This window comes from Aeromonas molluscorum 848, from assembly GCF_000388115.1.
Classification (GTDB): Bacteria; Pseudomonadota; Gammaproteobacteria; order Enterobacterales; family Aeromonadaceae; genus Aeromonas; species Aeromonas molluscorum.
The window spans coordinates 1-21,628 of record NZ_AQGQ01000034.1; the positions used below are offsets into that span (position 1 = coordinate 1).

General features: G+C 60.0%; 23 protein-coding genes and 1 pseudogene. 9 read left to right on the plus strand and 15 right to left on the minus strand.

All coding sequences use genetic code 11. The annotated features are described in order from the left end of the window. The 4 genes from G113_RS20480 to G113_RS07300 form a co-directional block, all read right to left on the minus strand. On the minus strand, positions 1–396 hold a 396-nt coding region (locus G113_RS20480; RefSeq protein ID WP_152435979.1), incomplete at its 3' end, for a ZrgA family zinc uptake protein. Between the two features lie 39 nt (positions 397–435). Beyond that, positions 436–720 carry a hypothetical protein gene (locus G113_RS07290; RefSeq protein ID WP_005897820.1) on the minus strand — a complete coding sequence of 95 codons (285 nt, stop codon included), beginning with the start codon at positions 718–720 and terminating at the stop codon, positions 436–438. Between the two features lie 37 nt (positions 721–757). Continuing rightward, on the minus strand, positions 758–1,300 hold the full coding sequence (locus G113_RS07295; protein ID WP_005897822.1) for a YtfJ family protein: 543 nt from the start codon (positions 1,298–1,300) through the stop codon (positions 758–760). 185 nt (positions 1,301–1,485) lie between these two features. After that, a complete protein-coding gene (locus G113_RS07300; RefSeq protein ID WP_040319005.1) occupies positions 1,486–2,364 on the minus strand; it encodes a hypothetical protein in 879 nt (292 codons plus the stop codon). Positions 2,365–2,516: 152 nt separating this feature from the next. Between G113_RS07300 and G113_RS07305 the strand changes: the two genes are divergently transcribed. After that, on the plus strand, positions 2,517–2,852 hold the full coding sequence (locus G113_RS07305; RefSeq protein ID WP_040319001.1) for a hypothetical protein: 336 nt from the start codon (positions 2,517–2,519) through the stop codon (positions 2,850–2,852). 144 nt (positions 2,853–2,996) lie between these two features. Here G113_RS07305 and ppa read toward each other — a convergent pair whose 3' ends face one another. After that, positions 2,997–3,527, minus strand: a complete 531-nt coding sequence (gene ppa / locus G113_RS07310) for an inorganic diphosphatase (RefSeq protein WP_005897827.1) — start codon at positions 3,525–3,527, stop codon at positions 2,997–2,999. Between the two features lie 274 nt (positions 3,528–3,801). On the opposite strand from ppa, the pseudogene mpl reads away from it, so the two are divergent. Both mpl and G113_RS07320 read left to right on the plus strand, forming a co-directional pair. Further along, a pseudogene (mpl, locus tag G113_RS07315) lies at positions 3,802–5,173 on the plus strand (UDP-N-acetylmuramate:L-alanyl-gamma-D-glutamyl-meso-diaminopimelate ligase). Continuing rightward, positions 5,170–5,778 (plus strand): flavin prenyltransferase UbiX, encoded by a 609-nt coding sequence (locus G113_RS07320; protein WP_005897828.1) that lies wholly within the window; start codon positions 5,170–5,172, stop codon positions 5,776–5,778. Before mpl ends, G113_RS07320 begins: the two are co-directional and overlap by 4 nt. 87 nt (positions 5,779–5,865) lie before the next feature. Here G113_RS07320 and G113_RS07325 read toward each other — a convergent pair whose 3' ends face one another. Next, complete coding sequence (locus G113_RS07325) at positions 5,866–6,477, minus strand: TetR/AcrR family transcriptional regulator (protein ID WP_040319002.1); 612 nt, start codon at positions 6,475–6,477, stop codon at positions 5,866–5,868. Between the two features lie 199 nt (positions 6,478–6,676). Between G113_RS07325 and hpt the strand changes: the two genes are divergently transcribed. The 3 genes from hpt (at position 6,677) to G113_RS07340 (ending at position 9,085) form a co-directional block, all read left to right on the plus strand. Then, entirely contained in the window at positions 6,677–7,207 is a 531-nt protein-coding gene (hpt, locus tag G113_RS07330; protein ID WP_005897830.1) for a hypoxanthine phosphoribosyltransferase, read from the plus strand. 89 nt (positions 7,208–7,296) lie between these two features. Next, complete coding sequence (locus G113_RS07335) at positions 7,297–8,214, plus strand: ABC transporter ATP-binding protein (RefSeq protein WP_005897832.1); 918 nt, start codon at positions 7,297–7,299, stop codon at positions 8,212–8,214. A 97-nt stretch (positions 8,215–8,311) separates the two neighbouring features. Further along, entirely contained in the window at positions 8,312–9,085 is a 774-nt protein-coding gene (locus tag G113_RS07340) for an ABC transporter permease (RefSeq protein WP_005897834.1), read from the plus strand. 58 nt (positions 9,086–9,143) lie between these two features. On the opposite strand, the gene G113_RS07345 is transcribed toward G113_RS07340, so the two are convergent. The 9 genes from G113_RS07345 to thpR form a co-directional block, all read right to left on the minus strand. After that, complete coding sequence (locus G113_RS07345) at positions 9,144–9,494, minus strand: putative quinol monooxygenase (RefSeq protein ID WP_005897835.1); 351 nt, start codon at positions 9,492–9,494, stop codon at positions 9,144–9,146. A 13-nt stretch (positions 9,495–9,507) separates the two neighbouring features. After that, on the minus strand, positions 9,508–10,365 hold the full coding sequence (panC, locus tag G113_RS07350; RefSeq protein ID WP_005897837.1) for a pantoate--beta-alanine ligase: 858 nt from the start codon (positions 10,363–10,365) through the stop codon (positions 9,508–9,510). A gap of 103 nt (positions 10,366–10,468) precedes the next feature. Beyond that, positions 10,469–11,263 (minus strand): 3-methyl-2-oxobutanoate hydroxymethyltransferase, encoded by a 795-nt coding sequence (gene panB, locus G113_RS07355; RefSeq protein WP_005897838.1) that lies wholly within the window; start codon positions 11,261–11,263, stop codon positions 10,469–10,471. Between the two features lie 11 nt (positions 11,264–11,274). Next, on the minus strand, positions 11,275–11,772 hold the full coding sequence (gene folK / locus G113_RS07360) for a 2-amino-4-hydroxy-6-hydroxymethyldihydropteridine diphosphokinase (protein WP_083940362.1): 498 nt from the start codon (positions 11,770–11,772) through the stop codon (positions 11,275–11,277). Between the two features lie 2 nt (positions 11,773–11,774). Then, the gene (pcnB, locus tag G113_RS07365) at positions 11,775–13,253 is read right to left on the minus strand and encodes a polynucleotide adenylyltransferase PcnB (protein WP_051106572.1); all 1,479 of its coding nucleotides are present in this window, start codon (positions 13,251–13,253) and stop codon (positions 11,775–11,777) included. 82 nt (positions 13,254–13,335) lie between these two features. Continuing rightward, positions 13,336–14,232: a tRNA glutamyl-Q(34) synthetase GluQRS gene (gluQRS, locus tag G113_RS07370; RefSeq protein ID WP_040319003.1), complete on the minus strand. Its 897-nt coding sequence runs from the start codon at positions 14,230–14,232 to the stop codon at positions 13,336–13,338. Between the two features lie 132 nt (positions 14,233–14,364). Next, positions 14,365–14,814: an RNA polymerase-binding protein DksA gene (dksA, locus tag G113_RS07375; RefSeq protein ID WP_005897845.1), complete on the minus strand. Its 450-nt coding sequence runs from the start codon at positions 14,812–14,814 to the stop codon at positions 14,365–14,367. A gap of 102 nt (positions 14,815–14,916) precedes the next feature. Further along, on the minus strand, positions 14,917–15,675 hold the full coding sequence (gene sfsA / locus G113_RS07380; RefSeq protein ID WP_005897847.1) for a DNA/RNA nuclease SfsA: 759 nt from the start codon (positions 15,673–15,675) through the stop codon (positions 14,917–14,919). Continuing rightward, complete coding sequence (thpR, locus tag G113_RS07385; RefSeq protein WP_005897850.1) at positions 15,665–16,198, minus strand: RNA 2',3'-cyclic phosphodiesterase; 534 nt, start codon at positions 16,196–16,198, stop codon at positions 15,665–15,667. The genes sfsA and thpR overlap by 11 nt, the downstream gene beginning before the upstream one ends. 88 nt (positions 16,199–16,286) lie before the next feature. Between thpR and hrpB the strand changes: the two genes are divergently transcribed. The 3 genes from hrpB to gloA2 all read left to right on the plus strand — a co-directional run bounded on the left by hrpB (position 16,287) and on the right by gloA2 (position 21,619). Beyond that, entirely contained in the window at positions 16,287–18,731 is a 2,445-nt protein-coding gene (gene hrpB, locus G113_RS07390; RefSeq protein ID WP_005897852.1) for an ATP-dependent helicase HrpB, read from the plus strand. 132 nt (positions 18,732–18,863) lie between these two features. Beyond that, a complete protein-coding gene (mrcB, locus tag G113_RS07395; protein WP_005897854.1) occupies positions 18,864–21,176 on the plus strand; it encodes a penicillin-binding protein 1B in 2,313 nt (770 codons plus the stop codon). A 44-nt stretch (positions 21,177–21,220) separates the two neighbouring features. Continuing rightward, positions 21,221–21,619 (plus strand): SMU1112c/YaeR family gloxylase I-like metalloprotein, encoded by a 399-nt coding sequence (gene gloA2 / locus G113_RS07400; protein WP_005897856.1) that lies wholly within the window; start codon positions 21,221–21,223, stop codon positions 21,617–21,619. Positions 21,620–21,628: the final 9 nt, after the last annotated feature.

Sequence of the window (21,628 nt, forward strand, 5' to 3'; positions counted from 1 at the left end):
GTGGGCTGCATCATGGTCGTGACCCTCATGCTCTTCGTGGGCGGCATCATGATCATGACCTTCATGGGCCTCTTCCGGCTGGGGGGCCTTGATCTCCTGATGTGCCAGCTGGCACGCGGCTGCCGGGGCTATCCCAAAGAGGGTCTCCGGCTGCTTGAGCTGGGCGAGGGCCTTGGCATATTGCGCCTTCTCCTCGGCCGTCGTGGCGGCGTGCTCAAAACCGATCAGATCGGCGGCCGGGGCCTGCAGCTCAATCATCAGCTGATTGCCATCGACGACAAAGTTGAGCAGGCCGTGGCCATGTTCATGAGCGCCATGGCTATGGCTCTCGCCATGTTCATGATTGGCTTGAACGCCAAAGGTGGCCGCAGCCAGTAACAGGGTGACAGCTTTCATCATTCATCCTTTAAAACAATAAAATAAGAGGGTTATGGCTCAAGAGAAAAAGGATGAGGGCGGGCCGCGAATGGGCTGGGTTGTCGCCGAGGGCAGGCAGGGGTTGATAATGGCGGGGGGAGCGTTCTCGGGGATGGAGCGCGATGGGATGGCGGCGAGCGGGCTGGCGGGTATGGCCAGCTTGCCATCCAGATGCAGGGCGCAGATCAGGCAGTGATGACTGTGACTCGGCAGCTCGGCTTCCAGCTGATGCTGGGCAAGGGCGGGTTGTAGCCACAACCAGCCAAGCAGCAGTATCCAGACTCTAACGGTGACGCGACCCATATACCCTTGATAAGGGGCCCGCGGGGCCCCGTCTGATTTAGAGATGGGACTTGATAAGCTCCATCACTTTGGTGATCTCATTGGCAGCGAGCTGGCCATCTTTGGCAAACAGCACCTTGCCCTCTTTATCCAGCAGCACGATGGCCGAGCTCTCCGGTGTCAGCTCCCAGGCATTGCGAGCCATGCCCTTGCTATCTAACACCATGGCTGACCAGGGGAACTCTTTCTTGCTGTCCTCGGCACTGCTCTTCACAAAGCCGGAGGTGCCCCAGATGGCATCATTGCTATTGATGATGGTCACCGTCTGGTAGCTGCCATGGGGCAGCTTGGCCTTTTTGATCGCCTCTATCATGGGGGCGTTCAGCTCCTTGGCGCTGGAACGACCCGCGATATGCTGGATCAGGAACACCTTGCCTGCCAGCTGCTTGCTCTGCCAGGGCCGATAGGCGATATCCTGGCCGTTGATCATCAGTTCACCCTGGTCGGCGATCTGCACCAAGGGAACCGGGGCCGCCTCTTTGAGGTTATGAGCCAGGGCAAGGGTCGGCAGCAGCGCCAGAGTAAGCACGAGATGTTTCATCCGAATGACACTCCTTTGTTATGTTATAACGATTTGATGGCTGAGGAAATGGGTACTCCTCATCCTAAACTGATCGGATCTGTTTAAAAAGTGTTAAATAATCGAAGGGTTAGCGCTGAGACCCCTTGGAATGCACCGGCACCATGATAGCGGCGGGATCCGTCCAGACTGGTTGGATCTCTTGTTCAGTAGAGGGGTTCGCTGATGAGAGGAATGTGCGCCATCGCCATCTGCTGCACCATCAGGGGGGAGCCGGTGAGCAGCACATGCTTCTGGTTGTCTATGACCACAACGTCCCCTGGCAGGCCGCTATCTGCCGTGATGGCGAGCCACGCGGGGGAGACACTGCCGATGCTGGTGTCTGGATAGATGATGCTGAGCATGAACTGGGGGGCCAGCTCGGTGAGCAGAGTGGCCATCAACAGTGCCTTCTCATCGCTGTCGGCCTTGTTGTCCTTGAGTGCCTGCAGGGGGGGATTGAAGTGATCCATCTGTTCTGATGGGCTGGGGATGACGTTGAGCCACTCCTGAATGAGTTTGACCGAGGCGGCAAGATCCGGTGCGGAAAACTGGCTAGCAAGGGGTTTGAGCGAATCCTTGAAGTGGTAAAACAATTGGGAGTAGTTGGGCCTCACGCAGGGCAGTTTGACGTTGGCGGGATGAACGCAGGGCAACACCATCATCTTCTCGAAAGCGTCTTCCTGATACTGTTCATAGGCTTGCCAGAACTCCCGTGATTCCGGGCTGTTATCCCTGGTGGTAAAGGCTTGTTCCAGGCTGAGAAACTTGGTGGCCGTGCTGGGGCTATTCTGGTTAATTTGACTGAGGCTGTTGTAGAGCCTGGGGCTGATATAGGCGTACAGGGTTTCTATGGGGTGATTGAGAGAGGCATCGAGCAGCACCCTCTCATGCTGGCTTTTTGCCAGGGTTTTGTCATCGGTTTGCAGCTGGAAATGTTGCTGCTTGCCGTCGGCGGATTGCCACTGCCAGTCGAGTTTGACCTCTCCCGCTTGCAGCGAGCCGGCGAACATCATGCACGGTACCAGCTTTGATATGGATTTCATCATGATGCGCCCCGTCGGTTGACCCTGATTAACAACTAGGTGACTTGATACGTTTTTGAGGTATGTTCGGGGAAGTTTTAGGATGAGATTTTGCTAACAGATTGATTGGGTTTTAAATTTAATTGCGAAAATAAGTCACAAGGGAAACAGTCATGAACCGATTATGGGGATTGTTATGGTTGTGCAGCCTGCCGCTCTGGGCCGGTCAGATAATCATCACCAAGGGCGATCAGAAGATAGATGCGTTTGCCTTGCGCGATCAGCTGGCTCGGGAGCACGAGTGGCAGGAGTGGTTGCGCTATCAGGAGGCCTTGAAGTGGCTGGAAGTATTGCCGGTCAATTGCGAGCTATCTCGTCAGCACGGCGGCGCTTATCGTTGTGGAGATGATTACTATCGCGCTTATCGTCAGAACGGACGTGACCTCTATATCAAGGGCGATCCGCAAGATGGGGGTTCGGGGGCCCCCAGGGGGAGCAAGGCGCCTTGAGTCGATGAGTCGCAGCGGTGGGTCACTCGTCAGAGACGGCCATCAACACAGTGAAGACGAATGGTTCGCGTGCTGGGAAATAGTGCAAAATAAAAAGGCGCCCGGTAGGCGCCTTTTTCGTCGTTCAGCGGCGTTATACGCGGCTTATTTGGCAGCGTAACGCTCGGCAGAGGTCATGATCTCTGCTTCGGCGGCAGCCTTGTCGCCCCAACCTTCAACCTTGACCCATTTACCGGCTTCCAGCTCTTTGTAGCGCTCGAAGAAGTGCTGGATCTGGGCTTTCAGCAGCTCGGGCAGGTCGTTCACATCTTTGATGTGATCGTACTGCTTGGTCAGCTTGGAGTGCGGAACGGCGACAATTTTGGCATCTTCGCCAGATTCGTCGGTCATCTTCAGCACGCCAACCGGGCGGCAGCGGATCACGGAGCCAGCCAGCAGCGGGTAAGGGGTCGGAACCAGCACGTCGACCGGATCCCCATCCAGGGACAAGGTGGCGTTCACGTAGCCGTAGTTGCACGGGTAGAACATGGGGGTGGACATGAAGCGGTCAACGAAGATGGCACCGCTGTCCTTGTCGACTTCGTATTTGATCGGATCGGCGTTCTGGGGGATCTCGATGACAACATAGATATCTTCGGGCAGGCTCTTGCCGGCCGGTACCAGGTTCAGGCTCATGAGGGTTCCTTCAATGATATTCGAGTCAAGTTTTCAGGCCGATATTATAGCGATGTCCCGTCAAATGACCATATATGCGCGCCATTGCGGCCAGTTTGAGCGTATTCCTCGGCCATAACCCCCTGACAGGGAGTTGCTAAGCACGAATTTTGCCGCCAGCATCGCCGTTTTTCCACCTGGGGGGCCGGGCTTGTCGCACTATCTGCGCCTGCCTCTGCTAAATTGGCGCCATCTTGCTAGAATGCTCGCTCTCTCTACAGGAACGGGAAGCGGTATGCACATTCACATCCTCGGTATCTGCGGCACCTTCATGGGTGGCGTGGCTGTACTGGCCAAGCAGCTGGGTTATAGGGTCACGGGTTCCGATGCGAACGTCTATCCCCCCATGAGCACCCAGCTCGAGCAGCAGGGCATAGAGTTGACCGAAGGCTATGATCCATCCCAGCTCGATCCGGCACCGGATCTGGTAGTGATAGGCAACGCCATGAGCCGCGGCAATCCTTGTGTGGAATATGTGCTCAACCGCAACCTGCCCTATATCTCAGGTCCCCAGTGGCTGCTGGAGCATGTGTTGCAAGATCGCTGGGTACTGGCCGTCGCCGGTACCCATGGCAAGACCACCACCGCCAGCATGCTGGCCTGGGTGCTGGAATACGCCAAGCTCGAACCCGGTTTTCTCATCGGCGGCGTACCTGGCAATTTCCCAGTCTCGGCCCGTCTGGGCGCGGCGCCCTTTTTCGTGATCGAGGCCGATGAGTACGACAGCGCCTTCTTCGACAAGCGATCCAAGTTTGTTCACTACCGGCCGCGCACCTTGGTGATGAACAACCTGGAGTTCGACCACGCCGATATCTTCCCGGATCTCGCCGCCATTCAGCGCCAGTTCCATCACTTGATGCGCATGGTGCCCGGCAATGGCCGCGTCCTCTTCCCCCCAGGCCGATGCCAACTTGGCGGCGGTGCGCGACATGGGCTGCTGGAGTGAGGTGGAGCTGGTGGGCCAGGACGATGCCAAGTGGCGGGCGGTCAAGCTGGCGGCCGATGGTTCTGTGTTCGAGGTATGGCTCGATGGCGTCAAGCAGGGCGAGGTGCACTGGGAGTGCATCGGCGAGCACAACGTCAACAACGGCCTGATGGCGATCGCCGCCGCCCGCCATGCGGGAGTCGTGGTCGAACACGGGATTGCCGCGCTCTGCAAGTTCAAGTCACCCAAAAGGCGGATGGAGCTGAAGGGTATCGTGGCGGGTATCAGTGTCTATGATGACTTCGCCCATCACCCGACCGCGATCGCCACCACTCTGGGGGGGCTGCGCGCCAAAGTTGGCAAGGCCCGGATCCTGGTGGTGCTGGAGCCGCGTTCCAACACCATGAAGCTCGGGGTTCACAAGGAAGAACTGGCTGCCTGCTTCGAGGGGGCGGATGAAGTGCTCTTCTTCCAGCCAGCCAACATCGGCTGGGATCTGAGCGAGGTGACTGCGCATATGCAGGTGCCTGCCCGGGTGTACGGCCAGCTCGATACGCTGCTCGATGCCCTCCTGGCGACGAGCCGCAGCGGTGACCATGTTCTCATCATGAGCAACGGCGGATTTGGCGGCATTCACGACAAGTTGCTGGCGGGTCTCCAAGCGCGGCAGATTCAAGCATGAAGCGGATCACCCTGGCCTTGACCGGCGCCTCCGGTGCCCCTTACGCCCTGCGTCTGCTCGAGTGTCTGGTGCGAGCCGACTATCAGGTGTATGTGCTGGCCTCCTCGGCTGCGCGGGTGGTGCTCAAGACGGAGCAGGGCAGCGACTGGCCCGCTTCTCCCCAGGCGCTCTCCCTCAAGCTGTGCAGCGAGTTCGGTGCCAAAGAGGGGCAGATCGTCGCGTGTGGCAAGGATGAGTGGTTCTCTCCAGTGGCGTCGGGTTCGGCGGCCCCCAAGCAGATGGTGGTCTGCCCCTGCTCCATGGGCACCGTCTCGGCCATCGCCCATGGCGCTTCCGACAGCCTGCTGGAGCGGGCGGCGGACGTGGTGATCAAGGAGCGTGGCCAGTTGATACTGGTGCCTCGCGAGAGCCCTTTCTCCGCCATCCATCTGGAAAACATGCTGAGCCTGGCCCGGCTCGGGGTGACCATCATGCCAGCGGCTCCCGGCTTCTATCATGAGCCCAAGTGCATCGAGGATCTGGTGGACTTTATGGTGGCGCGCATTTTGGACCATCTGGGGATTGAACATACCCTCACTGCCCGCTGGGGCTACGGCCATCAGTGAGCATCTGATCATCAGGGACTCGATATTCTGACAGTTCACCACAACAAAACGGCGCCCTGGGCGCCGTTTTTTCGTAGTGAGTCGTGCTTAGGGCTGAAGAGGAGCCGTCACGTATTTGAACAGAAACTCAGTCACCTCAACGCGCGCCGGGCGCTGGGGGGAATTGATCATCTGCATCATGACGTAACCAAAACCGGTCAGGGAGCGGGCCAGATCCTGAGCGCTCAGTACGCTCTGGATTTCTCCCTTGTCCATGGCACCCTGTAGCACAGGGGTGATACGCTCCAGCGCCTTGTCGAGCAGCAGGGCGTAACGGGGCCAGACTTCTTCCCGTACCGAGGAGCTCCACTCCAGCCAGATGTTGGCGTGATCCGGCCTGTCATAGGCTGCATCAACGAACAGTTGCACATGACTGTGAATGCAGTCACGTACCGGGCGATTGCCCGCATAAGCCTGTTCCAGCATCTGGTGCACGAACTGCTCTATCTCGGTGAGCACCTCATCCACGAGTTCTTCACGGGTATTGAAATAGTTGAAAACGGTGGCAACTGACACCTTGGCTTGTTCTGCTATCTCGGCATGACCCGCACGGCCAATGCCGCGACGGGAGAATACCTCAATGGCACATTCCATGAGTTGAGTGCGACGGGCCTCCGGTGAAAGCCGGGTTCTCCGTCTGATTTCTGCGCGTGGTTCCATGATTTTTTCATCTAATAGTTATTGATTATGGTGTTTATAGTATGGTCACCGATAATGCCCGAAGGCCTGCTAACTCTAACAATTAAAATAAGCCGATAAAAGCATCACGTATGCCTGACGCCTCCCGGCTTGGGTGGTAGAATCAAGGGTTTTGAAATCAATGAATGGTCATTTATTGCTGACCACTATGGAGTATGTGATGAAACACAACGTCGAGGTGATGATTTCCGAGGCCGAAGTGGCCGCCCGGATTGCCAAGCTGGGTGAAGAGATCACCGCCCGTTATCAGGGTTCGGATGAGGTGGTCATGATTGGCCTGCTGCGTGGTTCCTGCGTCTTCTTGGCGGATCTCTGCCGTCAGTGCGAACTGCCCATCACCCTGGATTTCATGACCGCATCCAGCTATGGCTCCGGCATGCACAGCACCCGTGACGTGCGTATCCTCAAAGACCTGGATGACGACATCAAGGGCAAGGACATCGTCATCGTCGAAGACATCATTGATACCGGCTACACCCTGAACAAGGTGCGCGAGATCCTCTCGCTGCGTGAACCCAAGTCCCTGGCCATCTGTACCCTGCTGGACAAACCGTCCCGCCGCGAGGTGCACGTGCCGGTAGACTGGATCGGCTTCTCTATTCCTGACGAATTCGTGGTAGGCTGCGGCATCGATTACGCCCAGAAGTATCGTAACTTGCCTTTCATCGGCAAGGTGGTACCGCAGGAGTGATGGTGACACATCATTCATGCCAGCAGGCGGCCTCGGCCGCCTTTTCTGTCTCATAGATTCGAGGTGGCGATGAGCCATCAGAGGTTGTCATGAACGCACTGGAAATCAGCGGACTGAAAAAGACCTATCAGGGGGGGGTAGAAGCCCTCAAAGGCATAGATTTGACCGTCAAGCAGGGGGATTTCTTCGCACTGCTTGGTCCGAACGGGGCCGGAAAATCCACCACCATCGGCGTGATCAGCTCGCTGGTCAACAAGAGTGCCGGCATGGTCAAGGTGTTTGGCCACGACATAGATACCAATCTGGAGATGGCCAAGGCCCAGCTCGGCCTGGTGCCTCAGGAGTTCAACTTCAGCCAGTTTGAGAAGGTGAGCCAGATAGTTACCCATCAGGCCGGTTTTTACGGCGTGCCCAGGGCAGAGGCCAAGGTGCGTGCCGAAAAATACCTGCGCCAGCTCGACTTGTGGGACAAGCGTGACATGGCCGCTCGCACCCTCTCAGGCGGCATGAAGCGCCGGCTGATGATAGCCAGGGCCTTGATGCATGAGCCCAAGCTGTTGATCCTGGATGAACCGACCGCCGGGGTGGATATCGAGATCCGCCGCTCTATGTGGCAGTTCCTCAAGCTGCTCAACGAGCAGGGCGTCACCATCATTCTCACGACTCATTACCTGGAAGAGGCCGAGATGCTGTGCCGCAATATCGGCATCATCGACAAGGGGCGCCTCATCGAAAATACCAGCATGAAGAGCCTGCTCGGCAAGCTGGGGCGCGAAACCTTCCTGCTGGATCTGGTGCCTGGCAGCCAGATACCGAACTTGCCCGAGTTCAACGGTCGCATGCAGGACGAACACACCCTGGAGGTGGAGCTGGAGAAGAGCCAGTCCCTCAACAGCCTGTTCGATCAGCTCTCCACCCAGGGGGTGCAGGTACTGAGCATGCGCAACAAGGCAAACCGGCTGGAAGAGCTGTTCGTCAATCTGGTAGAAGAGGGCCGCAAAGCATGAGTTTCAATAACGGTCACATCAGCTTGCTAGAAGAGGGTTGTCAGAGCATGAATGCCAAGAACGATTGCATCATCTTGCTGGAAGAGGGTCGTAGAGCATGAACCCCATGACCTATTACATCGCTTTCAAGAGCATCCTGGCCAAGGAAGTGAGCCGTTTCACCCGGATCTGGATCCAGACCCTGGTGCCGCCGGCCATCACCATGAGCCTCTATTTTGTCATCTTCGGCAACCTGATAGGCTCGCGCATCGGCGACATGGGCGGCTTCAGCTACATGGAGTTCATCGTGCCCGGCCTCATCATGATGTCGGTCATCACCAACTCCTACTCCAACGTGGCCTCCTCTTTCTACAGCGCCAAGTTCCAGCGCAATGTGGAAGAGTTGCTGGTGGCCCCGGTGCCGAACTACATCATCATCGCCGGTTACGTGGGCGGCGGCGTGGCCCGCGGCCTCTGTGTCGGCTTCATCGTCACCCTGGTGTCGCTCTTCTTCGTGCCACTGCAGGTGCATCACCTGTTTAGCGTCTGTCTCACCGTACTGCTCACCTCCATACTCTTCTCCCTTGGGGGGCTCATCAACGCCGTGTTCGCGAAGTCGTTCGATGACATCAGCATCATTCCGACCTTCATTCTGACGCCATTGACCTATCTGGGCGGGGTCTTCTACTCCATCAGTCTGTTGCCGCCTTTCTGGCAGGGTGTCTCCCAGGTGAACCCCATCATCTACATGGTGAACGCCTTCCGTTACGGCTTCCTCGGCATCTCCGACGTGCCGCTCGGCACCGCATACCTTATCATCATCGGCTTCATCGTCGCGCTATACGGGCTGGCCTGGTGGCTCATCTCCCGCGGTACGGGGCTGCGCCACTGAGGCGTGGATCCCAACCAGCAAAAAGGCGCCCTCGGGCGCCTTTTTCATATCATGGTCGTCATGCCAGCTGAGGCGCGTCATAACCCTCAGGCTCGTCGCTGTAGATGCAGACATTCCACTTGGCCGCCAGGCCGTCCTCGGCGAGGCAGTAACGCTCGAAGAAGTCCTTTATTTCGGCCCGCTGGCAGTGAGCTTCGAAGCTGGCGTTGTCGCGCCAGATCTCGTTGAAGGCGATGGGGTAGCTCTCTCCCTCGGCGAAGGGGCTGGCCAGCTGGCGGGTGACTATGTATTGCAGGCAGCCATCTTCGCGCAAGGTATTGGGTTCGAGCCCCTGCAGCACCGCAAACAGAGCCTGCTCCTGGCCGGGCTTGGGCAGGAACTGGGCGATGCAATAAACCTTCTTGGACATGGGGTTCTCCTGATCAGGGGTGAATGAGGGGGACGACGCAGTTGTCGATGAGACGAGCCTTGCCGAGATAGGCCGCCATCAGGATCACCAGCTGCTGACTGGTGTCGGTCGCAGGCTCGAGGGTATCGGCATCGACGATGTCGATGGCATCGGTACGAAAACCGGCTGCGTCGAGGCGGGCGCTGGCGCTGACGATGAGGGCGGCCAGTTCCCGGTTGCCCCCTGCAATTTGCGCGGCAACCCAGTGCATGGTGTATGCAAGCTCGGGGGCCAGGGCACGTTGCTCGGGATTGAGGTAACCGTTACGTGACGAGAGTGCCAGGCCATCTTCGGCCCTTACCGTCGGCACCCCGATTATTTCGATGGGCATGGCCATGTCGCTCACCATCTTGCGAATGAGCGCCAGCTGTTGGTAATCCTTCTGGCCGAAGCAGGCCAGATCGGGCTGTACCAGATTGAACAGCTTGGTCACCACAGTGCTGACCCCGCGAAAATGCCCCGGGCGCAGCGCCCCTTCCAGCAGGGAAGAGATGCCGGGCACCTCGACGAAGGTCTGGCTGGCGAGCCCCTGGGGATACATGATCTCCGGCGTCGGCGTGAACACCATATCCACACCGGCCGCTTCCAGCGCGGCGCAGTCCTGCTCCAGGGTGCGGGGGTAGTTGGCGAGATCCTCGGCCTTGTCGAACTGCATTGGGTTGACGAAGATACTGACCACGACTCTCTCGCCATGGCGCTGGGCCCGTTCAACCAGGGTCAGATGGCCCTGGTGCAGGTTGCCCATGGTGGGGACGAATGCAATGACAAGCCCTTCACGGCGCCACTGGCTTATCTGGTCACGCACAATGGCGGGATTGTTAACAACCAACATCGACGGTTTACCCTCAGATGAATCAAAGAGATAGATGCTAAATCAGCTTGGCATGGATGTGGAAACGGAGGCCAGGGCCTCCGCTGTCATCCCTGGGACTGGCTCAGTTGAAGCAGTGTTCCGGGCCAGGGAAGCTGCCGTCGCTGACCTGCTGGATATAGAGGCGCACGGCGGCGTGCAACTCACCTGTCTCGGCCAGGAAGTTCTTGGTGAACTTGGGCACATAGCCAGAAGTGATGCCAAAGGCATCGTGCATCACCAGGATCTGACCATCGGTAGAGGGGCCAGCCCCTATGCCGATCACCGGGATGCGCAACGCCTTGGTGATACGCTCGGCCAGGGCGACCGGCACGCACTCGAGCACCAGCAACTGGATGCCCGCTTCCTGCAGGCAGAGTGCCTGTCGATAGATCTCCTGGGCATGAAACTCGTCCCGACCCTGCACCTTGAAACCACCGAACACATGGACGGATTGCGGGGTGAGGCCGAGGTGGCCACAGACTGGCACGCCATTGCGGGTCAGGTGGCGGATGCTGTCACACAACCAGTCGCCCCCTTCCATCTTCACCATGCGCGCACCGGCTGCCATCAGGCGAGCGGCATTGACATAGGTCTGCTCCGGGGTGGCATAGCTCATGAATGGCATGTCGGCCACCACCAGCGCCTGGCTGGCGCCACGCACCACGCAGCGAGTGTGATAGACCATTTCATCCATGGTGACGCCGAGGGTGTCTGTGCCCCCTTGCAGTACCATCCCCAAGGAGTCGCCGATGAGCAGCACATGGGCGCCCTCGTCGTCGAACAACTTGGCGAAGCTGGCATCATAGGCGGTGATGGCGGTGATTTTCTGGCCGTCCTGCTTCATCTTCAGCAGGCTGGCGGTGGTGATATTGCTCACTTGGATGGCTCCTACAGGCTCGCAGCCGACGCTATGATGGCGAGATCATTGCGGGGGCAGCGGGCAACCAGATCGTTGAGCGGGGTGCCGCAAGGCAGCACCAGAGCGGGCGCAATCTCGGCCAGGGGCAGCAGCACAAACTCCCGCTCCTTCATGCCGTAGTGGGGGACTGTCAGGCGCTCGCTCTGCAAGCACTCTGTCCCATAGAGCAGCAGATCCAGATCCAGGCTTCTGGGCCCCCATCTCTCATCTTTGCGCACACGTCCTTGTTCCAACTCGATTTTTTGCAACTGATCCAGCAAGGCCAGGGGCGCAAGCCGGGTCGTCAGTCTGACCACGGCATTGACGTAGTCAGGCTGATCCGCAGGGCCCATGGGGCGACTGCTGTAAAAAGAGGAGGCTTGTTGCAGCATCGACTCAGGCAAGGCCGCCAGCGCCACGACGGCGCGACGAGCCTGGCCCAGGGGATCGCTCAGGTTGGATCCGATGGCAACGAAGACCTCTTGGATCATCATTCGGCCGCTTTGGGCTTGCGACGACGGGGACGACGACGGTTGCGGCTGTTGCTGCTGCGCTTCTCGCCGTCGGCCTGAGGCTTGTCGGCTTGAGGTCTATCGCCGCCACGGGTGGCTTCCCGCTGCAATTGCGGGCGCACATCCGGGTTGGACTCCACGTAGCGCTCCCACCAGCCGGCAAGCTCGCCCAAGCCACGTTCAACCCTGTTGCGCAGCAACAGGAAGTCGAAGGCGGCGCGGAACTTGGGATGCTCCATGGCACGCTCGGGGTGGCGGCCCTGACGGCGGGTCAGGCGCTGTTGCAGGGCCCAGATGTCGCGTACGTCAGTGGTGAAGCGACGCGGCACGGCAATGATGCGGACCTGGGCATCGAGCACTTCGTTGATGGCCAGCATGAAGGCGTCATGCCAGGGCAAGCCGCTCTCGTTTTCCAGCACACGGGCGCGGGCCTCGACACTGCCCCACAGCAGGGCGGCGTACAGGAAGGCGGGAGTGACCCGCTTATCTTCACGCACCCGGGTGTCGGTGTCGGTCAGGGCATGTTCGATGAACAGCTCGAACGGCGAGTTGCCGTGGGGAGTAAACAGCGTGGCTACCTGGGGGAACAGCTGCTGGAACAGGCCATATTCACGGAGCAACTTGTAGGTAGCGAGGCCATCGCCAGCCAGGAACAGCTTGAGGGTCTCCTCAAACAACCGGGCGGCGGGGATGTCTTGCAGCAGCGATGCCAGCTCTTTGATCGGCGCGGCACTGCGCGGGCTGATCTGCATATCCAGCTTGGCGGCGAAACGCACGGCGCGCAGCATGCGCACCGGATCTTCCCGGTAGCGGGTCTCGGGGTCGCCGATCAGCTCCAGCTTGCGCTCGGCGAGATCATCGATACCGCCCTCGAAGTCGTGCAGGGTGAAATCCTTGGCACTGTAATAGAGGGCGTTGACGGTGAAGTCGCGACGTTCGGCATCTTCTTCAATGGTGCCGTAGACATTATCGCGCAGCAGCATGCCTTCATCGCTCTGGGCGGAGACATGGCGGCTGTTGTTGACCTGATGGTGATGGCCACGGAAGGTGGCGACCTCGATCACGTCGCGACCGAAGACGATGTGGGCCAGACGGAAACGGCGACCGATCAGGCGGCAGTTGCTGAACAGTGCTTTGATCTGTTCCGGGGTCGCGTTGGTGGCGATGTCGAAATCCTTTGGCGTCTTCCCGAGCAGAATATCCCGGACACCCCCGCCGACCAGATAGGCATCATAGCCGCCCTTGTTCAGGCGATAGAGAACCTTGAGGGCATTCTCACTGATCTCTTTGCGCGAGATGGGGTGCTGGTCACGGCTCAGCGTGCGTCTTGGTCCGGCACTCCGCTGGGTGGCAGTGTGGACAGGCTCTTGAGTCGTCACCGACTCGTCGCCTTCTTCCTTGCCGAGCACCTTGCGGCAAAAGTTTGCGATCTGGGAAAAAATGGTACACCTCTTCATGACTTCAAATTGACGGGAGGCCAAAAAATAGCGGCCTATCATAGCTCAGCCTTGACCAAATGAAAAACCATGTGGTCGGGGGCTAGCAGCCCGGTGCCGGTTGCGGCTGTTTGGGCACCCTGTCCAGCCGCCAGTGAGCGATGGCCCACTGGATTATCTCAGTGATGGAACAGGCTGCCAGCTCGGTCGGTGGTTGCTGGCCGAGAAAGTGCAACGCCTGCAACAGGGTGGGGCGCACCTCGGTCAGGCTCAGGGCCGGAGCATGGTTCTGTTTGGAGAGCTTGTTACCATCGGCCAACACCGCCAGGGGCAGATGCACCCAGGCGGGAGGCTCATTGCCCAGCGCCCTGTGGAGCGCCACCTGGCGTACCGTCGGCTCGAGCAAGTCGGCACCACGTACTATCTCGGTAATGCCCGCATCCATGTCATCGACCACTACCGCCAGGTTATAGGCATAGAGGCCATCGCGGCGGTGGATGATGAAATCCTCCTCAGCCAGGGCCGGGGGCACTGTGATGGCACCGAGCAAGCCATCTTCAAAACCATATACCGGATGGCGCTGGCGGATCCGGGCGGCGCAGCCAGCAGGTGCCAGCCCCAATGTGCGGCAGTGACCATCGTAGAGCCCGCCCCTCGCGGCTATCTCGCGTCGGGTACAACTGCACCAGTAGAGATCTCCCGTTCGGTAGAGCGCGGCCATGACCTCATCATAACGAGCGTGACGGAGGCTCTGGTACATCACATCGCCATCCCAATGCAGGCCATAGGTCTCCAGGGTTTGCAGGATCAGGCTCGTTGCCCCGGCCATCTCCCGTGGCGGATCGATGTCTTCGATGCGCAGCAACCAGCGGCCACCCAGGGAACGAGCCTGCAGCAAGCTGCCCAGCGCCGCAATCAGGGAGCCAAAGTGCAGCGGACCGGACGGGGAGGGGGCAAAACGTCCCACATAAGGGGAAGGCGTAGGGCTGTTCAGGGGCATGACGGCAGAGACGAGATGGACATGGAAGCGCCATTCTCGCCCTGGGCCCGCCAAAGCTCAATAAAAAAGGGAGCTAAGTGCTCCCTTTTCTACCAATTCGGGGGAATGGCCCCAAGTGGTTCAAACGGCGGATTAACCGGCCATCTGTTTCTCTTTGATCTCGGCCAGCGTCTTGCAGTCCACACAAAGATCGGCGGTGGGACGTGCTTCGAGGCGGCGGATGCCGATCTCGATGCCGCAATGTTCGCAATAACCGAAGTCGTCATCGTCCAGCAGCAGCAAGGTCTTCTCGATCTTCTTGATCAACTTGCGCTCACGATCGCGGGTACGCAGTTCGAGGGCAAATTCCTCTTCCTGCGCGGCGCGGTCCACGGGGTCCGGGAAGTTGGCTGCCTCGTCCTTCATATGATCAACTGTGCGGTCTACTTCCTGCATCAATTGATTGCGCCAGGCTCCCAGGATTTTGCGGAAATGAGCCTTTTGTTGGTCATTCATGTACTCCTCACCCGGTTTTTCCTGGTAAGGCGCAACTCCCGCAACGGCCAGGGGGCCCAGAGATTTCCTGATTTCGCCTGTTGGCATGCCCTGTCTCCTAATTCAGCACGTAATAGTGCCATCCATAAATTGAGGGCGACATCTATAGCAGAAGGGTAACGGCTAGGCAAACAAGCAGTGCCAAATATGTTATCCAATCCCACTTTTATCAGCCGCAGTCGGGTCGCATGAGTTGGATTCAAACGGGATAAACCCTTCTGGCTCTATGCGCTGCACCCCAAGATGGGGGCGATAGCATAATATTTCAACCCCTGCCAACCGCGCCTGTTCAATAAGCTGACTATAGTGCGGATCTATGTGGGCTGCTGCTGCAACTCTGGCAATACCGGAGTGCAACACCATAAACAAGAGTACGGCCCTGTGCCCCGCCGCTTTCATGGCTATTAATTCACGCAAGTGCTTGGCACCGCGGGCCGTCACCGCATCGGGGAAATATCCCATGCCGGCGCCAGTCCGTTCATCGAGCAGGGTGACCGACTTTACCTCTACGTAACAATCTGCCCTGGCGGCATCTTGCAGCAGGAAATCGATCCGGCTGTTCTCTTCACCGTATTTGACCTCCGGTCTGAGGGTGTCATAGCCCGAGAGGGTGGGAATAGCCCCCCCTTCGATCAGCTCCCTGGCTATCTGGTTAGCCCGCGCCGTGTTGACGCAGATGTAGTGACCTGCCGGGCTTTGGGCGATCTCCCAACTTTGGGGCAACTTGCGCTTGGGGTTGCTTGATGTGGAGTACCAGACCCGGGTACCGGGATCGGCGCAACCGGTCATGGCGCCGGTATTGGCACAGTGAATGGTGAGCTCCTGGCCATCATCGAGCTGGATGTCGGTGAGAAAGCGCTTGTAGCGGCGCAGCAGCAGTCCCGATTGCAGGGGCGGGTTAAATTCCATCGGTGGTTTTCACTCTCGGCGTCAGGGGCCAGCAGGCCAGAGGCTGGTAGCTGACCCCGTGCTCTGTGCTGACCGATTGATAGAGGCAGAACCGGGTGGCCTGCAAGAGGAGGTCGGGGGCCGGGACGGCGGCAGGTGCCGCACTTGCCTTGCGTGACACTGTGATATGCGGGGTATATCCCTGCTCACCATTGCCCAGACCGATGCGCTCGCCATGGCGACGCAGCGCCAGTGCCAGCACGGTCAGCTCGTTGGGCCACTCCCGGGGGCCGACCCAGGCGGCCTTGGCGCGCCCAAACCAGCCGGTACGATCCAGAGGGATGCTCAGGGGCGGACAGTGTTTACGTTCGGCCATGGCCAGCAATTTAGCGCACTGTTGTGCGTCGGCCTCGCCGAGGAAGGCCAGGGTCAAGTGCAGATTGGCCTGTGGGACGGCCTGGCCTGGCCAGGGCTGCTCGTCACGCCAGGTCGCAAGTTGTGGCGCCAGTTCATCCAGAGGCAGGGCAAAGAAGAGTCGGGACATGCATTTGGGTTTCACGATGATGCCAAGGCCCCATTCTATGGCAGAATAGGCGGCGTTTTTAAGCCAGTTACAGAAGGTTTTCGCCGCTTTGTCTCAACTCCCCATCGTTTCAGTGCTGCCCGCGCTCTTTGCCGCCCTTGGCGAGCACAACAGCGTCATATTGCAAGCTCCCCCCGGTGCAGGCAAGTCGACCCTGCTGCCCCTGGAGCTGGTACGCCAGGATCTGCTGCCCGGCCGCATCATCATGCTCGAACCCCGGCGCCTGGCGGCACGCAACATTGCCAGCTTCCTTGCCGCCCAACTCGGCGAGAACGTGGGGGAGCGCATCGGTCTGCGGGTGCGGGGAGAAAGCAGGGTCAGCAAGCAGACCCGGCTGGAAATAGTGACCGAAGGGGTACTGACTCGCATGTTGCAGCAGGATCCCGAGTTGACTGGCATCTCGCTGGTCATCTTCGACGAGTTCCATGAACGCAGTCTGCATGCAGATACCGCGCTGGCTTTTGCCATCGAGAGCCAGCAGGGGCTCCGGGAAGATCTCAAGTTGTTGGTGATGTCGGCAACCCTGGATGGCATGGCGCTGGAGCGGCTGCTGCCGGACGCCCCCGTCATTCGCTCAGAGGGGCGGGGTTTTCCCATCGACTATCACTACAGACCCATCAACCGCCAGCAGTGGCTTGAACCCCAGGCCGGTGCCGTGGTACTCGAAGCCCTGACCGCGCATCCAGGCAGCGCCCTGGTGTTCCTGCCGGGGCAAGGGGAGATAGAGCGGCTGGCGATCTGGCTCGCCGAACGGCTGCCAGAGGGGGTGCGCCTTGCCCCCCTTTATGGTCGGCTCGACATGGGAGCGCAGCAGGCGGCGATTGCCCCGGCCCCGGCCGGGCAGCGCAAGCTGGTGCTCACCACCAATGTGGCCGAGACCTCGCTGACTATAGAGGGGATTCACATTGTCATCGACTGTGGCCTGGAGCGGCGTGCCAGTGTCGATCTCAAGAGCGGGGTCACCCGGCTCGAGACCCGTCAGATAGCCAGGGCATCGGCGACCCAGCGGGCAGGCCGGGCCGGTCGACTGGGCCCCGGGGTCTGCTACCGACTGTGGAGCAGCGAAGGGCAGGAGCGCCTCGCCGAGCAGAGCCCGCCGGACATCCTGACCCAGGAGCTGACGGGGTTGCTGCTGGATGCGGCCCAGTGGGGGGCCAGGGTCGAGTCGCTTCCGCTGCTGGATATGCCGCCGGCCCCGGCATTGGCCGCCGCCCAGCGGTTGCTGGAGACCCTGGGGGCCCTCAAGCCGGGCGAGCAGCAACTCACCCCGGCAGGGCGTGCCATGGCCGCTCTGGGCTGCCATCCTCGTCTGGCTCGGATGCTGCTCGCTGCCAAGGCACTGGCGGCGGATGGTCTGTCAGGGATTGTCGCCGATGCCGTTTATCTGGTGGCGCTGCTGGAGGAAGATCTGCGAGGATCCGAACGCCTGTCCGTGCTGTTTGCCCGGCGCCAGGGGGCGCTGAGATCCCAGGCCGAACGCTGGTTCAAGCGACTCGAACAACGGCCCGCCAGCCCGCAAGGGCAATGGCTGGGTCTGCTCTGTGCCCTGGCCTGGCCTGATCGTATCGGCAAGCTGAGATCCGGTAGCCGCTATCAATTAAGCGGTGGCCTGAGCTGCGATCTGGTCGAGGGGCACAGCTGCCAGGGGCAAGCGGCGCTGGTTGCCGTCGAGCTGGGTCAGAACGAGCGGGGCAGCCGCATCTTCATTGCCGAGCCGATCAATCTGGATGAACTGGCGCGTCAACTGCCCGAGCTGGTCTCGACCCGGGACTGGTTTGACTGGGACGAGCGTGAGGAGCGGGTGCGGGCCGAGCGGCAGCAGGTGATCGGCGAGCTGGTGCTCGGCCAGCGGCCGCTGACCGAGTTGTCCGATGAGCAGAAAGGACGTTGCCTGCTGCAAGGCATCCGTCGTAAGGGGCTGCATGTATTGCCCTGGAATGAGGCGAGCGAAGGGTTGCTGGCCCGGCTGCGTTGTGCCGCCGACTGGCTGCCGGAGGCGGGTTGGCCGCCGATGGATGATGTCAGCCTGCTGGCTGGGCTGGAGCAGTGGCTGCTGCCTGCGCTGGGCGGCATGACTCGGCTTGAGCAACTCAAGAAATTGGATTTGAACGATATTTTACGTCAGGCTTTGCCCTGGCCCCTGCCCAAACGGCTGGATGAGGCGCTACCTAGCCACTTCACCGCCCCGACCGGCAGCCGGGTACGCATTCGCTATGAGCCTGGTCAGGCGCCCGTCATCCCGGTGCGGATCCAGGAGATGTTTGGTCAGGCCAGCACGCCCCGGGTCGCCGAGGGGCGGGTGGCCCTGGTGGTGGAGCTGCTCTCCCCGGCGCGTCGCCCGCTGCAGATCACCGCCGATCTGGCGGCATTCTGGGTGGGTTCCTATGGCGAGGTAAAGAAAGAGATGAAGGGCCGTTACCCCCGTCACTACTGGCCGGACAACCCGCTGGAGGCAATGCCGACCAGCGTGACCAAGAAGCGAATGCAGCAGTAGCTAGCCTGATGAGATCAGGGCATGGCAGACAAGACAGGCATAACCATCTCAACGCGGCCCGCCAAGCGGGCCTGTGACAGGCAGGCGGATGCCCCCGGATGCAGGGGCTGGTGACAAGAAGAATGAGGATTCATGGCAACCCAAAAACGCAAGCGTAGCCCGAAGAAGGCCGCGCCCAAAAGCACCCTGTGGCGCACTCTGTTCTGGCTGGGGGTCAAACTCTCGCTGGTGGCTGCCGCCTTCCTGGTGGTGTTTGGCATCTACCTGGACACCAAGGTGCGCGATCGCTTCGATGGCGAGAAGTGGCAACTGCCGGTCATGGTGTATAGCCGTCCGTTGGAACTCTATCCGGGGCAGCGACTGTCCCGTGACCAGATGATGCGCGAGCTCAAGATGCTGAGCTACAAACCGGTGCGTCAACCTCACTCTCCTGGCGAATATAGGGTGGATGGCAGCAGCATAGAGCTGGTACGTCGTCCGTTCGATTTTTATGACGGTGCCGACAAGGCCCGTGCCATGCGCCTCACCTTCAACGGGCCGCGTCTGGACAAGATCCAGTCCATGGAGAATCAGCGTCAGCTGGGTTATGCCCAGATGGACCCGGTGTTGCTGGACAGACTCAATCCGGAGGGGCGAGAAGATCGCCTGCTGGTACGCATTGCCGAGGTTCCGGATAGCCTGCTGGTGACCCTGCTGACCACGGAGGACCGCGACTTCTATCAGCATGGCGGTGTCAGCCCGGTCGCCATCATGCGCGCCATGGCGGCGAACGTGCTGGCCGGGCGCACAGTGCAGGGGGGGAGTACCCTTACCCAGCAGCTCGCCAAGAACTTCTTCCTGACCCGGGAGCGCAGTCTGTGGCGCAAGCTACAGGAAGCCTACATGGCGGTGCTCATTGACTATCGCTACAGCAAGGACGAGATCCTGGAGGCCTATCTCAACGAGGTCTATCTCGGTCAGAACTTCTCGCAAGGTGTCTATGGCTTCGGGCTCGCCTCCTATTTCTACTTCGGCGTGCCGGTCAACGAGCTGGAGATAGATCAGGTTGCCCTGCTGGTCGGCCTGGTCAAAGGGCCCTCCTATTATGATCCCTGGCGTTACCCGGAACGGGCCAAGGCCCGTCGCGACCTGGTGCTCAAACTGCTCAGCGAGCACGGTAGCCTGACCCAGGCGGAATACGAGCTTGCCAGCAAGCAGCCGCTGGGCATCATCCCCCGCGGCAAGATGAGCTATGGCCGCACCCCGGCCTTCATGAATCTGCTCAAGCGCGAGGTGCAGACCCGCTTCGGTGCCGACTTGCTGAGCCAGTCAGGTCTCAAGATCTTCACCAGCCTGGATCCTATCGCCCAGCATGCCGCCGAGCAGTCGGTGGAGTCGGGGTTGACCCAGATAGAGAAGCAGCGTGGCAAGAAGCGGCTGGAGGCGGCCATGGTGGTTTCCGACTGGCACAAGGGTGAAGTGGTCGCCCTGGTGGGTGGACGGGATCCCCGTTATGCCGGATTCAACCGGGCGATTGATGCCCGTCGCCAGATAGGCTCCCTCGTCAAGCCTGCCGTCTATCTTACCGGTCTCTCCAATGGCTTGACCCTGGGCACGCCGCTCAAGGATCAGCCGATCCGCATTCGTGGCCAGGATGGTCAGTTGTGGACACCGCAGAACTATGACCGCAAGTTCCGCCAGAGCGTGCCCTTGATGGAGGCGCTTGCCCACTCCCTCAACGTACCGACCGTCAATCTGGGGTTGCAGGTGGGCTTGGACAAGGTGGTCGACACCTTGCACAAGCTCGGCGTCGAGCAGGAGATCCAGCCTTATCCCTCTTTGGTGCTGGGGGCAGTGGCGCTCTCCCCTCTGGAGGTGAACCAGATGTATCTGCCCATCGCCAACCAGGGCATGACCCAGTCGTTATCGGCCATTCGGGCCGTGGTGGGGGGTGATGGCAAGCTGATTTATCAGCATGGCCAGAGTGCCAAGCGGGTTGCGGATCAGGATGCCAGCTGGCTGACGCTGTTCGCCATGACCAAGACGGTCAGCGAGGGCACGGCACGCTCCCTGAGCGCGCGTTTCCCGGGCATCGTCATGGCGGGCAAGACGGGAACCACCAACGAATTGCGTGACTCCTGGTTTGCCGGCATGGATAACAGCGAACTGGTCAGCATCTGGGTTGGCCGCGATGACAACACCTCGGCGGGCTTGACCGGTTCGAGCGGCGCGCTTCAGCTGTTCAGCGGCTACCTGAACCAGCGGGGAGTCAACAGCCTGACCCTCAATATGCCGCAAGGAGTCACTTGGGCTAGTTTCGCTCGCACCAGCGGCACCCGGGTATCAGCCAACTGCCCTGGTAGCATGCAAGTACCAGCCAAGGTGGCAGACCTGCCGCCTCCTGCCAGCTGCGGCGGCAACCCGACCAATGCTCTGGACCAGTGGTTCGGCGGTTTCTTCAACTAACCTGTGATGGGCTGCAATGGCAGCCCATCTTTTTGGGAGCTTTCATGACATCAGCCCTGCTTGGCGGTATCCATCATCTGGCCATCATTGCCAGCGACTATCCGGCTTCCCGGCGTTTCTATCATGAAATCCTGGGCTTGCCGATCCTGGCCGAGACCCTGCGTGAGGCGCGCCAATCATGGAAGCTGGACCTGGCATTGCCGGACGGCAGCCAGATTGAGCTGTTCAGTTTCCCGGCGCCGCCAGCCAGAGCAGACCGCCCGGAGGCGTGCGGTCTGCGCCATCTGGCGTTCAAGGTCACGGCACTGGAACCCGTGCTGGCCCATCTTGCCGCCTGTGATATCGAGGTGGAGCCTATCCGGGTGGATGAGCTGACCGGTTGCCGCTTCACCTTCTTTGCCGATCCCGATGGCTTGCCCCTCGAGCTGGTCGAACAGCGCTGACAATCCATC